This window comes from Mucilaginibacter oryzae, assembly GCF_003148845.1.
Taxonomy (GTDB): Bacteria; Bacteroidota; Bacteroidia; order Sphingobacteriales; family Sphingobacteriaceae; genus Mucilaginibacter; species Mucilaginibacter oryzae.
The window spans coordinates 500,862-517,834 of sequence record NZ_QGHA01000002.1 but is presented as its reverse complement, the minus strand read 5'-3'; the positions used below and the strand labels follow the sequence as shown (position 1 = coordinate 517,834).

9 protein-coding genes are annotated in these 16,973 nt (G+C 45.7%); all 9 read right to left on the bottom strand.

Annotated features, from left to right (window positions below):
- Positions 1-24: 24 nt before the first annotated feature.
- Positions 25-1,992 carry an alpha-L-arabinofuranosidase C-terminal domain-containing protein gene (locus LX99_RS07560; protein WP_109607306.1) on the bottom strand — a complete coding sequence of 656 codons (1,968 nt, stop codon included), beginning with the start codon at positions 1,990-1,992 and terminating at the stop codon, positions 25-27.
- Between the two features lie 18 nt (positions 1,993-2,010).
- Entirely contained in the window at positions 2,011-2,970 is a 960-nt protein-coding gene (locus LX99_RS07555; RefSeq protein ID WP_109607305.1) for a family 43 glycosylhydrolase, read from the bottom strand.
- Positions 2,971-3,039: 69 nt separating this feature from the next.
- On the bottom strand, positions 3,040-5,451 hold the full coding sequence (gene galB / locus LX99_RS07550) for a beta-galactosidase GalB (RefSeq protein ID WP_109607304.1): 2,412 nt from the start codon (positions 5,449-5,451) through the stop codon (positions 3,040-3,042).
- A gap of 48 nt (positions 5,452-5,499) precedes the next feature.
- Positions 5,500-6,684 carry an acyltransferase family protein gene (locus tag LX99_RS07545; RefSeq protein WP_109607303.1) on the bottom strand — a complete coding sequence of 395 codons (1,185 nt, stop codon included), beginning with the start codon at positions 6,682-6,684 and terminating at the stop codon, positions 5,500-5,502.
- 5 nt (positions 6,685-6,689) lie between these two features.
- Positions 6,690-8,903: an alpha-N-acetylglucosaminidase gene (locus tag LX99_RS07540; RefSeq protein ID WP_109607302.1), complete on the bottom strand. Its 2,214-nt coding sequence runs from the start codon at positions 8,901-8,903 to the stop codon at positions 6,690-6,692.
- Positions 8,904-8,921: 18 nt separating this feature from the next.
- Positions 8,922-10,469 (bottom strand): glycoside hydrolase family 28 protein, encoded by a 1,548-nt coding sequence (locus LX99_RS07535; protein ID WP_109607301.1) that lies wholly within the window; start codon positions 10,467-10,469, stop codon positions 8,922-8,924.
- Positions 10,470-10,549: 80 nt separating this feature from the next.
- Entirely contained in the window at positions 10,550-12,166 is a 1,617-nt protein-coding gene (locus LX99_RS07530; RefSeq protein ID WP_109607300.1) for a RagB/SusD family nutrient uptake outer membrane protein, read from the bottom strand.
- Between the two features lie 24 nt (positions 12,167-12,190).
- Complete coding sequence (locus LX99_RS07525) at positions 12,191-15,562, bottom strand: TonB-dependent receptor (protein WP_211318971.1); 3,372 nt, start codon at positions 15,560-15,562, stop codon at positions 12,191-12,193.
- A 174-nt stretch (positions 15,563-15,736) separates the two neighbouring features.
- Positions 15,737-16,924 carry a FecR family protein gene (locus tag LX99_RS07520; protein WP_109607298.1) on the bottom strand — a complete coding sequence of 396 codons (1,188 nt, stop codon included), beginning with the start codon at positions 16,922-16,924 and terminating at the stop codon, positions 15,737-15,739.
- Positions 16,925-16,973: the final 49 nt, after the last annotated feature.

Here is a 16,973-nt window from a genome sequence, read left to right as displayed (position 1 = left end):
TTATTGGCGATAAATTAAGGCGGTTTATTTAACCCTGGAAACTTTTATCCTCAGCACGCTGAAAGAATATGCGGGAACGGTAAACGACCAGTTTTTTTGTAAGCTGATCGCCGTAGATTTCGGAAGAACAGCATCCGGATTGTTCGCCGTGTTTTCTGCCTGCATATCACCTGAAATGGTGGTAAGCATAGCCGAACCGGGAAACGCGCCAATCTTGCCCAACTGTGCTACGCCGGAAACAGCATTATTGCCTGCATTGGCGATCTTTAAAATAATATCACCTGTGGCTTTGTCCCTTACGCATGATACGCCGACTGTCGTGTCCTTCGTAGCCTGATCACCTTTAAGTGTTATTACATCGGGCAAATATTCGCTGCCGGAATTGGCGGCAAATTGCTGTTGAACATAATAGTTTACAGTTGGAAAAACGCGGGTGCCATTAAAGTAGATTAGGTCGGGGTTCCATGAGGTATGCCCGATCCTGGCTATCAGCGGCGCGTACGACGCCATTCTCACAACATCTCCGTTGCGTTCAAGATTAGTCATATAAACTGCTTCACAAAGCGCGTTAAACAGTTTATTACCCCATGAGGCATATTCGCCGATATAAACTTTAGACCGTTGCCTATCGTAGTTATTATAACGCGCCGTGTTTTTTAAAAACCATTGTGGTTTTTCATAATAATGCTCATCAACAATACCAACATTGAGCTGGTTGGCCAGTTTCCAGCCTTTGTCAAAATCTTCGCCATTTGGGCTTGGACCTACGGTTCCAATTATCTTTATTTCAGGATGGGCTTTGTGTACCGCATCGTAAATCATCCGGAAACGATCTTCAAACAACCCGGTAATCTTGTCTTCATTGCCAATGCCCAGATATTCCAGGTTAAAAGGTGCGGGGTGCCCTGCAGCCGCACGTTTTGAGCCCCATGTTGAATTTACGGACCCGTTGGCATACTCGATAAGGTCAAGCACATCCTGTACATAGGCTTTCATTTCATCCATCGGGATGCCCTTTTGCCCTGTAGAGCCGATTCTCCAGGTACCGCCCGAGTTTTGGCAGCTTACACCTGCGGCAAGTACAGGCACGGGTTTAGCGTGAATATCCTCGCAAAACTGAAAATATTCAAAAAAACCCAGGCCCATCGACTGGTGGTAATTCCAGATATTACGCTGATCTGTGCGCTGTTCAACCGGGCCGATAGTGTTTTTCCAACGATAAATATTGGCAACACCATCGCCATGCGTGAGACATCCGCCAGGGAAACGCATAAACTTGGGTTTCAGATCGGCAATAACCTGGGCCAGATCGGCGCGCATTCCGTTTTCATGGTGTTTAAACGTTTCGGTCGGGAATAATGACACCATATCTATACCGACTTTTCCCTTTGATTTTACCAGCATTACTAACCTGGCATCATCATCATCAAAATTGATATTGATCTGTTCGGTATACTTTTTCCAGCCATGGCCTGTAGCTGTGAATGTTGATGAGCCTAATTCTTTGCCTTTATCGTCAACAAGCGCTACAGCTATAGGTAAAGGATTAGCCGACATTACATTTAAAAACACGGAAAAGCGATAGCCTTTTCCTGCCTTAACGGGTATGCCGTCAAAACCTGAATTTTCCAGCCCCACTCCTTTCTGCCCCTCTTCCTCTACATTCAAAACAACATAATGAGGGTTATTTGAATGAACCGGAGCAGTGGTTTCTACAGAAATAGTACCGTAACCAAAGCCGTCAGTCTGGTATTTCCAGGCGGTTAATGAATGCCAGTCCCGGTTATCGGCCGGGCTGTATTCAAACGAACGGTTTTGAATCAATTCGGCATAAAGGCCGCCATCGGCGGCGTAACTTAAGTCCTCAAAAAAGATCCCAAAAAGGTCGGGGCTGATCTGTTTGGGTTTTAATGACGATACTTTTTGCTGGGCAACAGTTGGCAACCAGGTAAGTAGCATTAACAACAATGTGGCGTAACTTAATTTTCTCATGATGCAGGCTATAATTTATCAGTTAAACTTTTGTACCCCTTTGGTGCTCACCTTTTTAATATCGCCATTGGTATCAAAATTTAAACTATCAAGGCAAAGCTGGCGTAATACAAAAGATTCCTTCTGCGGAAAAATTCGGTGATATAAAATATAGCGCTGCCCTTTATTGATAAAGGTGGTGTGGTGACCGGGACCGATCACCGTACTGTCTGCCGAGGAGCTCAATATCACCCGGTGATCATTTTCTTTAAATGGGCCAAGCGGACTGCTGCCTTTGGCATACCCTACCTGGTAGCTTGCATCTATCGCTTTCCCTTCCGAAAACATCAAGTAATAAGTACGGTTACGCTTAACCATATGCGCCCCCTCAAAAAAATGAGGGGTAGTAATATCCTGGGGTTTACCGTCAAATGAAACCATATCGCTTTTAAGCTTTACAGCCATGCAGTGCCCGTTTATCCAATTATAGCCCGAACCCCAATACAGGTAAGCTGCTCCGTCGTCATCAATAAAACAATCCGGGTCGATATTATGAACATTTGGATAATCTGTGGATTTTACCATCGGCGAATTATCCTTTTTCAGGTTTTTCCAGGGGCCAAGCGGTGTATTGCTTACGCCACCCCATACTTCTCCGCCTACCGCTACGTACATATAAAACTTGTTGTCCTTCCCTCTTACTACCGATGGCGCCCAAACCATTTCATCAAGCGAGGTTTTGCTGGTACAGGCCTGCTTTGTTGGCCAGTTGATATGGTGCCGGGTAAATTTGATAAAGTCGGTTGTTTCCAGTACCGCTAATTCCTTAGCACCCCATGGATCGATGGTTGCATAAATGAAATAATGCCCCTTATCCTTAACAATGGTAGGATCGGCAAAATACCCACCCGTTATAGGATTATGAACCATTTGCTTTTGCGCCTGCAGGGCCTGGCAACACAAAAGCAGGATGAAAAGAGAAAGTAAACGCTGTATCATGCCCGCAAGTTAAAAAAGATTTTAAAATTAAGTGTGTTTTTAACAATTAATTTTAAAATCAGGGCATGATCATTTTACCACCGATAATTTAAGCTGTGCAGCAGGCAATCCATCGGCTTCGGCCGAAACAACTACCGTCCCGGATTTTTGCTTCGCTTGTATAACAGCCAAAGCAAGGCCATTAAAAGCATAACGGTAATTAGCTTTAAAAGGTTCGTGGCTTGTAGGGTCGCCGTTATCAACCCCGGCGATGAAAGCATCTCCATTAACCCTGAACATTATTTTATTTTTTGCGAATGGAACAAGGTTCCCATCCTTATCCAGTACTTTAGCGGTAATGAAGGCAAGGTCTGCATCCCCGGCTTTCAGTTTATCTTTATCTGCTGATAACTGAATTAATGCAGGCTTACCGGCTGTTTTCACTTCGGCAGATAATACTTCCGCACCATGTTTCCGGGGTACAGCCTTTAAGGTACCGGGGGCATATTTAACACGCCACATTACATGCAGATCATCGCCCTGTTTCTTTTTTACACCTAATGATTTACCATTCAGGTAAAGTTCCACCTCATCGGCATTGTTGTAATAGGCCCAAACGTCCACAGTTTTGCCCGGCTCCCAGTTCCAGTGCGGTAAAAGGTGCAGTACCGGCTTGCTTGTCCACTCGCTCTGGTACATGTAGTAAACATCTTTAGGAAAGCCAGCAAGGTCGATAATACCAAAATAGGAACTGCGTGCGGGCCAGGTATACGGTGTTGGCTCGCCCAGGTAATCAAGGCCGGTCCAGATGAACATGCCCGAAAGAAAATCATATTTTTTGATGATCTTCCAGGTTTCTTCATGGGTCGAGCCCCATGGCGTGGAAGCATTATCATAGGCCGACACAGTGAAATCGGCATTCATCGGCTGCTTATCCTCGTCAGACCAGCGGCGGATACTATCGCTTGGCATATCATAAACACCCCGGGTTTCGAGAGCCGACGTTGTTTCGGTACCGATAAATTTCTTATCCGGGTAACGCTCGTGAAAACCCACCAAATCGGTATGGTGATAATTATAACCCACCAGATCGATAGCGCCCGACCTGATGATCTGATTTTTGGTATCCGGATGATTGTTGGCGGCAGTAACCGGGCGTGTGCTATCCAGCCGGTGTACAATACCTGCCAGATCTTTTGCTATCCTGAAACCACTACTGTCACTTTGCTCAGGAATTTCGTTGCCTATGCTCCAGATCATCACCGAAGGGTGGTTACGGTCGCGTAATACCTGATCTTCCAAATCGCGTTTGTGCCACTGTTTAAAAAACAAATGGTAATCATATTTTTCCTTGGCTTTTTCCCAGCAATCAAAAGCTTCGTCCATCACAATAAAACCCATCGAATCGGCAAGGTCAAGCAGCTCGGGCGATGGCGGGTTGTGCGATGTACGGATGGCGTTACAACCCATCTCCTTTAACATTTTCAATTGCCTTGCAAGCGCGTGTACGTTCATGGCGGCGCCCAGGCAACCCAGATCATGATGCAGGCAAACGCCTTTTATTTTTACCTTTTCGCCGTTAAGGATAAAACCCTTATCAGTGTCGAAATAAAAATCGCGGATACCTACAGTGGTTTTGTAGGTGTCTACAGTTTCATTACCTGCCATAACCCGGGAAATAACCTGGTATAGTGCCGGAGCATCAGCCGACCATAGCCGCGGCCTTTGCAATGTAAGCTTTTGAATGGCGGTAGTTAATGTATCATTGACGAAGAGTTTGGCGGTAACCTGACCGCCAACAGCCTTACCTGCCATATCATACAAACCGGTTACGATTTTGTATTCGCCCTTTTTTCCGCCTTTATTACGAATGGCGGTTTGCACCGAAATATCAGCGCTGGCCTGGCTAACGTTGCTGGTAGTTACAAAGGTACCCCACTGGTCAACCGCTATTTTATTAACGGCAACCAAACGCACATGCCGGTAAATGCCCGAGCCGGAGTACCACCTTGAATTAGGCTGACTGGAATTATCAACCTTTACGGCAATAGTGTTGTTTTGGCCGCCGTATTTTAAATAAGGCGTTAACTCATACCTGAACGAAATATAACCGTTAGGCCTGAAGCCGAGGTGATGGCCGTTTACCCATACATCGCTTTTCTGATAAACGCCGTCAAATTCGATATAGGTCAGTTTGCTTTTATTAGCGGCGGGCACAGTGAATACTTTGCGGTACCAGCCAATACCGCCGGGTAATGCCCCGCCTTCAGGTTTAGCGGGATTATCCTTATTGAACTTACCCTCGATACTCCAGTCGTGGGGCAAATCCAGTTTTCGCCAACCGGCATCATTAAAACCGGCAATCTGAGCCCCGGCTAAATCACCTAAATGAAATAACCAGCTTTTATCAAAATTTGACACCTGTCTTCCCGATACGCTTTGCGCGGAAACCAGGGTTGCAGACAGCAGGAAAATACAAAGCAGGAAAAATTTATACTTCATGTTGGTATGAATAATTTTTAAATATGCCGGGGGTAATACCTTTTATGATTAGATTTTCAGGAAGATCTTATTGCGATATAGAATATAAAGCAAGGTTAACTGTATAAAAACTACAGATATGGCCGACCACACCGGCTGCCAGGTTTGAGAAAGATGACTAATAATACCGCCAAAAAAATAATTGGCAGTGTGCTGAAAATCAACCATTCCTTCCGAAGCAAGATAGATGACTATAGAGTTAACACCGATCAGTACAAATGGGAATGCCCATTTACGCCAGCCGGCAACATCTATAATGAGATAAAACACTGATAAAAAAACACAGCTCCAACCACCCACAAACAACACGAACGAACTGCTCCATAAACGTTTGTTTATCGGGAAACTAAAATTCCACAACCAGCCAATAGCGATAAGTATTAAACCGGCCATAAATATTGCAACGCCTTTTTTCCACATGGGCCATCGCGCATTATCCAACTTTAAAAACTGCCCTGCAAAAATGCCCAGCATGGCCGTGCCAATGGCAGGTATGGTAGATAGTACGCCCTCGGGATCGTGTACTTTATCATGCAGGCGACCTGGAAGCAACAGGCGATCAATATACGATTCGAGGCTGCCGTTCATGGTTAAAACACCTGCGCCATATCCCGGTACAGGGATCCACTCCATAGCCGCCCAGTAGCCCAGCAGCAAAATGCCGAACCATAAAACCTGGCCGCGAACACCGCAGTTGATATATATAATACCCGCGAAAAACCAGGCAAGCCCGATACGGCCCAATACGCTGGCAAAGCGGGTATTTTCATAGCCATTAAATTTAAACAGCCCGTTAACCACCATACCTAAAAAAAGCAGAATGAGCGCCCGCCTGATCATCGAAATATAAATTTCCCGTTTTGCATTGGGCGGCAACAGGTGCGGATGCGCAACGCCATGTTTTGCAGCTTTGTTCCCCAGCGAATAAGGCATGGAAACACCTGCGATGAACAAAAACAAGGGGAAGATCATATCGTAAAATGTGATGCCGTTCCACACTGTGTGGTGCAACTGGCCCGACATCCACACAAAAACAGGCCAGCCTGTGGCTTTGGCAAGCGCGTGTATAACGCCTTCGCCGCTCATGATCCAGAACATATCAAACCCGCGGAGCGCATCTAACGATAACAGCCGGGCCGGTTTAGATACCGGTTTTTCGGCTTGTATTGCCTGATTATGTAAATTACTACTCATGCCCGTTATTTAAGATCGTTACCCATATTAACCCGATATTTATGATATAGCTGCTGCACAATCAGAGTGCTGCTGCCAACCGGCACAACCGGATATGCTTTTGATGAATTTACCCATTCCCACTCCCAGTTTTTGATCGATTGTTCGAATTCCTTAAAATCGGGTTCCTTGCCCGTCTCCAGCGATGCCTGTAGTACGCCGAAAAACTTTTGCCACCGCACCTTATAAAAGTCGTTAAGCAAACCGCTCCATTGCCTGCACGAGTACTCGTGCAGCGGACTATCAGCCCCTCCCCATAAGGTAATGAGGTTGCGGGCGTTCTTTTCGTAAAGCGCCTTTTCTGTCGCGTTGGTTCCGCATTTACGTGCGTCGCTTAGCCAGGGGCCAAGCATAAAGTCCTTTTGTGTAGCAAGCAGCTTATCCATATCGTTGATCAGGTTGAGGTATTCGCCGGTGTACTTTGCAAAAGCCTTGTCATCTTTTTCCTGGTACGCCCTGATCCATTTTAGCTGAAGCGGACGGCCATAGTTGGCAAGCACCTGTCGTGTCACATCAACCAGGTCGTAATTAAAGCCGTTGCTTTGTTTACATTGTGGTATGGCGGCAAACATTTTATCCCAGGCGGGAAGCAGGTCTTTACGATTATAATTAAGATGTGTACGGGTCCATACCGCTGCCGAATCGAGCGTAGGGCGGCCTGTAATGATGGATTCGGCGCCGTCGCGGATATCCTTGCCGTTAAAAACGGTTGTACGGAGTATCTGCCAGGCTTGCTCCGCCTCTTTACTTTTTACACCATAGCGGTTAAACACATATCGCGGCAGCCATTCATCAAGGTTAACGGGTTTGCTTTGCCAGGTATTTTGTGTCATTAATTCGTACAACACTGGCGTTTGCTCAATAGCTTCCATCGTTAAGCCTATGCCTACCATCCTGCCCGAGGCCGGATCGGCAAGCGCCTGTGCGGGTTGTGTAGCCACAGCTTCAATACGGCCGAATAAACTGTTGTTGCCGCCGTAATTGTGCAGCATGTTCCAGATCCAGGGTTTGCCGTAAAAGGCTTCGGTACGTTTCCATACCGGTTCGTAATCGGTGTTCAGGTCCAGAACAATCATATGATCATTGGGCACGGCGTTCAGCAACGCTTTGATCTGCTCGTTTTTCCAGAACTTGCGGTCGCTGAAAAACAGCCAGCCCTGCATCACCCAAACAGCTTTTGGATCGGCTCCCTTCATGCCATCGTAAACCCTCGCGCTCAATTCTGACAGGAACTGAGGATCGTTAGATGGCGGCTCATTTTCGTTGAAAGTATCTGCCGAATACAGGTGGTCAGTTCCGTAAACTTTGGTTTGTTCCTCTATAAACTTCTTGCCTATCTGCGCGAACAACGAATCTTCCGAATCAAGGATATAAGTGTCGGCAAAGCCATTATTCCAATTGGTTTGTTTTAGTTTGGCGTTAGGATAGTGTGTTTTAAACGATGCCGGTACATGCCCAGTAAAAGCCGGGAGTACAGGTTTTATGCCGAGTTCGCGCTCGCGCCGTAATATTTTAACCTGCAGGTCGCGGTGGCTTGTTATCCAGCTTTGGGGAAGCGGCCCGTCCCAGGCATCGATATTGCCCATGTAAAACCAGCCAAAATATGCCGGACCGGTAAAAAACCCCTTCATATCCTGATCGCTGAAACCCATGCTTTTGTACACTTTATCCCATACGTACTCCTGCCCGGTAATGGCCAGGGGCATATTGATGCCATGCAAGGCCATCCAATCAATTTCTTTTTCCCATCGTTTCCAGTCCCACCAGCTCATGCTGTAGCTGTAGGTACAGTAGTTGAGGTAATACCTGTATTGGTAAGGCGTGGTTTTGCGAATTTTACCGGCAGGAACAGGCAACCTAACAGGCAGGTTAAGGTTTGACCCGTTCCAGGTAACCTGGCAGTGCGCATATTCGGTAAGATAATGGTATAGGGCCGAGGCAACAGCCACACCGTTATTACCTCTTAATATGATCTTACCCATCTTACCTTCAACCTCAAAAACATCCTTGGGTTGGTTGGCAGGGAGCGGCTCAACTATAAATTTCGGGGCTGCGGCAGGTATAACCCTTTTTATTAAAGCGTAGGAGGACGGTACATTTAATTGCGCCGCGGATTTGTTTACTTTACAACAAAGGCCGCATAGCAGCATGTAAATGAAAACTCTGGATTTGCGTTTCATCTGTTTTAGAATACTTTATTACTGGGTTTTTATTACCTGGCGGCGCTTATCTGCAGGTTGTATATCCTGCAGCATTTTCACTTTAACGTTATTCAGCAGCATTAACGGTAGTGTTTTAAAGCCGGAAACGGTTACCTTTTCGGCGTAAAGGCCATTTACATCATCAAAAACAAATGGTGTGCGGAAGTCATAACCGGTGTAGCTGATATGTATATTTTTCAAATTGATCCCCTCTGCATGCCTTGCATAAAAAGCGGAAACCGGCAGCTCGCCGAACATGGAAAATTCGGGGTAAGCAGATATCTGCTCGGGTATTTTGGTTAATGAATCGATATTGAAAAAGGCTGTGGTCTTTTTAGCTGTGGCCGCATAGGTGATATCGATATCCTCGAGCGTAACATCCTTTACCGGTGAGCCGGGGATCCCGGTAACCGACACAGGGAAAACATTATGTTTAAACAGCTCGCGCGGGCCATCCATATGATAACCGGCATCCGGCTTTCCGGCGGGAACCTCAGCTTTCACGTCTGCAATATGAATACCGCTAACCGCACCTGCATCCCTTGATTTCTGGCGTTTGCCCAACCTGATAAAAACAGCGTTACCGGTATTTTTCGCGCGCACATGCCTCACATCAATATCCTCGACAATACCACCGTCTACAGATTCAAGCGCGATGGCCGACCGGAACGTATCGTACACATCAATATTACGCACCGTTATTTTTTTAAACCCGCCAAAGGATGCCGTACCCATTTTAAAAGCGCTCGCGCTCGAGCGGATCCTGCAATCTGAAATAACAATGTCTTCGCAGCAACTTTCCGGGTCTGACGATTTAAGACAGATACCGTCGTCAGCTACATTAAAAAAGCTATTGGTTAGTTTTACCTTTTTGCAATCTACCAGGTCAATCCCATCATTGTTTAAAAATGTATTGCTGATAACCTTGATATTATTGATCGTCATATTGCTGCAACCACGGTACTCCTGGATCCAGCACAACCCGTTTTTAATCGTTACATCGCTGATCCTGACGTTATCGCATTTTTCAAAAAATATCAGCTTGGGCCGGTTGTCTTCTTCCGGGCGCATCTGGTGCCAGTCGTTATAGGATTGCCATTCCTTATCCTTCAGCGTACCGTTCCTGAGCATACGGTATATATCTTTTAATAAAGCTTCCCCCCTGCCATCTATTATGCCGGTACCCGTAATCGCTATGTTAGTACAGCCTTTGGCTACTATTAAGGCCGAGGCTTTTGCCGGGCCATAGGCTATGCGTTTTACAGTTGCCAGTAGTTTAGCGTTGGGGTTTAAATGTAATTCGACATTTGATTTAAGTTCGATCACCCCTGTTACAAATTCACCTTGCGGAACCAGTACTATACCTCCGCCCGAAGCCGCGCAGTTATTAATTGCCTTTTGAATGATGAGCGTGTTATCGGTTTTACCATTGCCAACAGCTCCCAAAGCCGCTATATTGAAAATCTTTTCCCCGGCACAAGCACGGTGGGCGAACGCTGTAAAATGCGCAAACAAAACAATAACAAGTGCAGATGTAAATTTCATGGCAAAATATATACTGTTACAAATTGAAAAACAAGGGCGACGGTATATTTTACCCGCCGCCGCTTTAATCAAATAATCAATCAGTAACCCGGGTTTTGAACAAGCGCCTTGTTTAGCTGCATGGCTGCTGTAGGTATAGGGAAAATACGGTGGGCCGGGTTGGCATCTGTTTTGAAGCCCCAGGATGTTTCATACTTTCCAAACCTGATCATATCATTCCTGTGCCATGATTCCCAGGCAAACTCCCGGCAACGTTCGGCATAAAGATCATCCAGCGTTACCGAAGTCCATGCTGGTGACGTAGTGCGCTCGGCGCGCAGCATGTTAACCAATGTAAGCGCGGTTTGCCCTTGGGTTGGCGCGCCGCCCCTTAAAATTGCCTCGGCCTTCATCAGCAGGATATCCGAATAACGGAAAACCGGGATATCATTTTTCATATTCCTGTTCAGCGATGTTGAATCCGGGTAAAACTTAAGGTTGTGGTAACCCATATTCCAGCCTATTTCATCGTTACCCACATCAAAAGTGCCAACGTCCTGTCTTAAAACAATGTTTGGTGTTAACTCAACCTGGTAGGTTATAGAACCGTTAGGGTCGCTCCCTTTATAAAACTGGTCGTAGCTTTGGTTGGTAGTGGTATAAGTTACGGGGGTTATGCCGTCAAACTGATATTGCTTACCGGTTAACCATTGCTTATTCCTGATATCGTTTACATCATTAAAATTGGCATAATACGATGGCAAAGTGCTGATAGCGCCATCCGGTGTAAAATTAACCTTGTATTTGTTCACCAATCGCCTTGGCAGGTCATACCGCTGGTGAAGGTTCTGGCTCCTGAAAGGCAGCGTATTACTTGCCGAAGGGTCAAACGGTATCGCGAATATGAACTCGGCGGTTTGCGGGCCGTTGTTGGGGTAAAACATTTTCAGATAGGTGCTCCTCGGTTCGAGGTGGTACGCACCTGAGCTGATCACGTTATCGCAGGCCGCGATGCAATCATCATAACGTTTGGTGCCGGTGTAATATTCGGCGTTCAGGTACATTTTGGCAAGCAGTGCATAAGCCATATATTTAGTGGGCCTGCCGTAGGTAGTTTGCCCTGTAGTGCTGCTTAGCGCCGGTAACGCGGCTTTGAGTTCCGATTCGATAAAGTTGAAAACTTCAGTGCGGCTTTTGTTAGGGTGCTGCGCGTAGTCGCCCGCAACGGTTACTATTGGCACATTGCCAAAGCTATCCATCTGGTAAAAGTAAGCCAGCGCCCTTACTGCCCTTAACTCGGCCAGGTCCTGCTGCTTGGCTGCTCCTTCCGGTTCTACCGCCTGCAGGGTTGCCAGGGTTTGGTTAGCGAGGCCGATGATGGTCGATGTCCAGGTCCACTCACCGCCTACACCGGGGTGATCTTTTGTCCAGGTATGGTAGTGTAACTGCTGATATTCGCCCCCGTTATACCAGTTACCGCCGTAAGCCGGGAAGATCACCTCATCAGTAGTGGCAGACTGCATAAAAAAGTGCTCAACCGATATATTACCCCTCAAAGCCACATACACCGGGCCGGCCGCCTGCGCGTATTGCGCTGTATTTTGAGGGAAAACATCTGAGGTTAATTCTGTTTTTACGGGTACCGATACTTTTTGGCACGATGTAAAACCTGACATGAGTATAGCGCAAAAGCCAATGCTTTTTAATATTCTGTTCATGATAATTCTTTTAACTGGTTAAACCTAAAAAGTTACGTTAGCCCCTACCAGCAGTGTCCTGGTTTTGGGATAAAAGTTATTGTAATCTACACCAGGAGAAATGCCGCCCTGGTTAATTTCCGGATCAACACCTTTATACTTGGTTATGATAAAGACGTTGTTGGCCGAAGTATAAATCCTGAAAGCCTTGATGTATTTACTGGTCAGTTTAAAATTATAGGCCAGGGTTGCGTTATCTAAACGCAGGTAACTTCCGCTTTCCACAAAACGCGACGAATACAGATAAGCGTTATAATCTGCTGCCGATTCGCCGGCGGCATCCTTCAGGATGTTGGTGTATTGCGCTGTATTAGGTCTGAAGAGATCGGCACGGGTGGCATCAAAAATCTTGTTGCCAAATACTCCCCTGAAAAATATATTCAGATCGAAATTTTTATAATGAAAATCGTTCGACCAGCCTAACAGCAGTTTGGGCTGGGCACTGCCCAAATAGTGATAATCTGTACCTATTGTTGGCGAGGTTGTCAGTTTGCCATCGGCTCCCACAAATTGCGAAACGCCGTCAGCATTTTTACCGGCATACTGAAGCGAAAAGAATTCGCCTAACGGTTTGCCTGATTTTAAGATCTGTAATGAGTGGCTTGACTGGCCTGCGCCTTCAGGGAAGGAGTACAACACCGAATCGCCCCCGGAAAACAGCGGGTTAGATAAGCTATTGATCACGTTTTTATTATGCGCAAGGTTAACTGAGGTTGACCACCGGAAATTTGGTGTGCGTACAGGCGTGGTGCTAACTGATAGCTCAATACCTTTATTGGTCATACTGCCGCCGTTAGCCACGATACTGCCTGTTGGTACCAGCACAGGATCAACCGCATAAGAGAAGATCATACCGGTGGTTTTTTTGTTGTACACCTCAAGCGAGCCGCTCACCTTTCCTTTAAACAGTTCAAAATCTAAACCAAGGTTGGCAGTGGATGTTTTTTCCCATTGCAGGTTTGTGTTGGCTGCCTGTGTGGCGCCCAACGCGTTAATGTAATTACCGTTACTGTAAAAAGTACCAAGGGTACCTGAAATGGCTTGCGCTGTATAAGCGTTAAAACCCGATGAGTTACCGGTGATACCGTAGCTGGCGCGCAGTTTTAGATCATTTACAGCGTTGCTTTCTTTCATAAAGCCTTCCTGGCTTATGCGCCAGGCAGCGCCTACAGATGGGAAATATCCCCACTGATGATCTTTACCGAAAACAGAGCTGCCGTCGCGCCTTACTGATGCCTGTAACAGGTATTTTTCGTTGTAATTATAGTTTAACCTGGCAAAATCAGATATCAACCTTGTTTCCTGGAACACACCGTCCGGACCAAAGTTAACCTGGAAACCGGATATCGCGTAAGGGTTACTCAAAGCGAGGTTATTGTAGCTAACATTATCAACCGGGAAGTTGGATGTAGTTACCTGGAAACCATCGCCAATAGTATTGTTTTGCCATGAATAGCCTAATACCGCGTTAATGGAGTGGTTGCCGATCTTTTTATCCCAGTTAAAATAGGTTTCTAAAATTTTATTCACTGTTTGCAACGCGCTCCTGGTAGCCTGCCCGTTTGTGCCAAACGTTTGCTGAGAGTGGTATCCTAAACCGGGATCAGGGTTATCATACAGGCCATTATAATGCGAAGTATAATAAGAGGTATAATATTCTCCGTGTAAGGTATTGGTTTTTAGATAGGATAAATTTAAGTTGTAAGTTAAGCCAAAAGGAAGTTTGAGCTGGGTATTGAACGCGGCTACCAGGTTGTTATATTTAGTATCGCTCACGCTGTTGTTGAGCATAGCAACCGGGTTGTAATAGTTTTGCGTTGTCGGGTTTTCAAAATAACTGCCATCGGCATTTTTTACAGGCGAAAAAGGCAGGAAAAGGGCCGACTGCAGCAGGATCACGTTGCGGTAAGGCACATCATTAGCATCGCTGTTTGAATTGGTTACCGAAAGGTTGAATTTCAGTTTATCATCAAAAGCGCTTTGTGTTAGGGCCATACGGCCAATTACACGCTCTAAACCGGTGTTGGCAATAATACCGTCTTTTTTCACGTAATTAACGCTGGCGTAATAGCTGCTATGATCGGTTCCGCCACTAATAGATATATTATGATTGTGCGATATAGCCGTGTTACGTTCAATAGCTTTTTGCCAATCGGTGTTAGCGCCTTTGTCGTCGGCAGATGAAGGCGCCTGATTATTGGCTTTCAGAAAACTTCTCAATTCAGTAGCATTCATCATGTCAAGTTGATTAGCTACTTTTTCGGCGCCTACATAACCGTTATACGCTATTGCCAACTGTCCTTTTTTACCTTTTTTAGTGGTAACCATGATCACACCGTTAGCCGCCCTGTTACCATAAATAGCGGTAGCCGCGGCGTCTTTCAATACGTCAATGGTAGCGATATCATCAGGCGCGATGGTTGCGATATCAACGCCCGGAACACCGTCAACAACGTAAAACGGCCCCTGCGAACTGTTTATGGTTGATGCTCCACGTAAAACAACTGCAGCCGGTTTATTAGGGTCACCGCTGGCAGTGATGTTCAATCCGGGAACCTTACCCTGTAATAACTGGCCCACATCGGTAATAGCGCCTTTATTCAGATCTTTATTGCTTACGGTAGATACGGCACTACTTAAAGTTGCCCTGGTGGCATTACCATAACCAATTACCACCACTTCGCTTAAACCTTTCGAAGCCTCTGTAAGCGTAACATTCAGCGTTGTTTGCTCGTCAACCAATACTTCTTTGGTTTCGAAACCAAGAAAACGGAATTGCAAAATCTCTCCCTTATTTGCATTGATAGTAAACGATCCGTCGGCAAGGGTTGATACCGCTGCCTGACCGCCTTTCACCATAACCGTTACTCCAGGAATGGGGTTACCTTTACTATCTGTAACCTTTCCCGTTATTTTTTTTGGTAAAGGCGCCTGATCATCTTCTTTATCCTGTGGTTTGGGTGCTGTACGCTCTTTAATAATAATGGTATTATCATCAAGTTCGTAAGTTAAAGGCTGATCTTTAAATATCTGCACCAGTACCTGGCTAAGCTCGGTGTTCACCACATTAATGGTTACCGGCTTGGCCTTAAGCATAACCGCGTTATTAAAAATGAATAAGTAACCTGTGCGTTTGTGCAGTTCTTTTAAAACCGATTTCAACTCGCTGTTTTCCTTGGTGATGCTAACTTTTTGCGCCATGGTACGGGCGCTAAGCTGCATAGCCAGCAAGAAAATGAGTAAGCCCGTGATCTTCATCGTCCTTAGTACCAGTTTTAAGTAATTTCTTTGTTGTTGGTAGTCACATTCTCCGTGCGGAACAGGCACAGGAATTTTAGAATGCAAGAGTAGTTTCATACATTTGAATGTTTGGGTTAAGTTTAAATCAGAGTCTAATTTGAAATTTGGGTTAATCCAGGCATACTGCCTTTCCGGCCGGAATCCGGGAGGGCTTTTTTATGGGATTACCGCTGAAGTAGTAAGCGTTTATTTATCCATATTTTGCATTTAAATTTAATAATTGGTTTATAGCTATTTTTTCTCGATAATCACTTTATTGGCAGCAATGGTAAACTTAATACCACCGGTTGTTTCTAATATCTTCAGCGCTTTTGATAATGGGATATTCTTTTTAACCAGTCCCGTAAAGTTAAGCTGAGGTTTAACGCCTTTATACTCAATATCTATATCGTACCACCTGGCCAATTCAAGCATCACCTGGTCAAGTTCTGTATTGTCAAAAACAAACAAGCCATTTTTCCAGGCCACGATATCGTCTGTATCAACAGCCTTGATGTCAAACTTTTGAGCGCCGGTGTTGTAAACCGCCTGCTGCCCCGGCACCAGTAATTGTTTTTGGCTTCCGTTAGATATTTTTACGGAGCCTTCTAATAGCGTAGTTTTACCAGGCTGCTCATTATAAGCGCGGATATCAAAATGCGTCCCCAATACTTCTACCTTCTGTTTTCCGAAGGTTACAATAAAAGGCATCTTCTTATCTTTAGCAACTTCAAAATAAGCCTCGCCGGTGATGCTTACATTTCTTATTTTGCCGGTAAATGCTGTTGGATAGGAAACAGATGATTCAGCGTTAAGCATTACTATGGTACCATCGGGCAACTGCAACCTGTATTGTCCCCCGCGCGGCGTACTCATGGTGTTGATCATTGAAGTGCCGGCCGACTGGTTTCCGGCCACATAAGCAACGCTGCCATTGGCAAGCTTAACAACTGCCGTGTTACCCTGCTGTACAAGCTTACCGTTTTTCGCGTCGTTCAGTTCAATTTTAGCGCCGTTGGCCAAGGTCAGAACAGCCTTATTGCCCCCGGGTTTTACATCTGGCTGCGGCCTGGTAGCAGCCAGGGCCTCCTTATTTTTTTGTGACCGGTATTGATATATGCCTAATGATAATGCCAGAACCAACACCGCGGCGGCAGCTATATATATAATTTTATTGAGCCGTTGAGTTAAAGGGATAATCCTTTCTTCAACCGTGTTTTCTACTGTGCCTTCAAACACAGTATTTAGCATTCGCTCCCGGGTACCCGGCGCGAACGGATCGATATCAAAGTGCTCAGATGTAAACACTTCCTCCATCAGCGACTGAACCTCGAATTCAGAGCCGGGCGTGTTGATCAACCGCATCAATTCGTCGCGCTCTGCCGGGGTTTCAGTCTTGTTAAAATATTGGTGGAATAAGTAGTTTAATCTTTCAGACATCTTTTTTCTCTCTTCTGCTACTAAAGAGTCAAAACGATAAAAAAAGGGG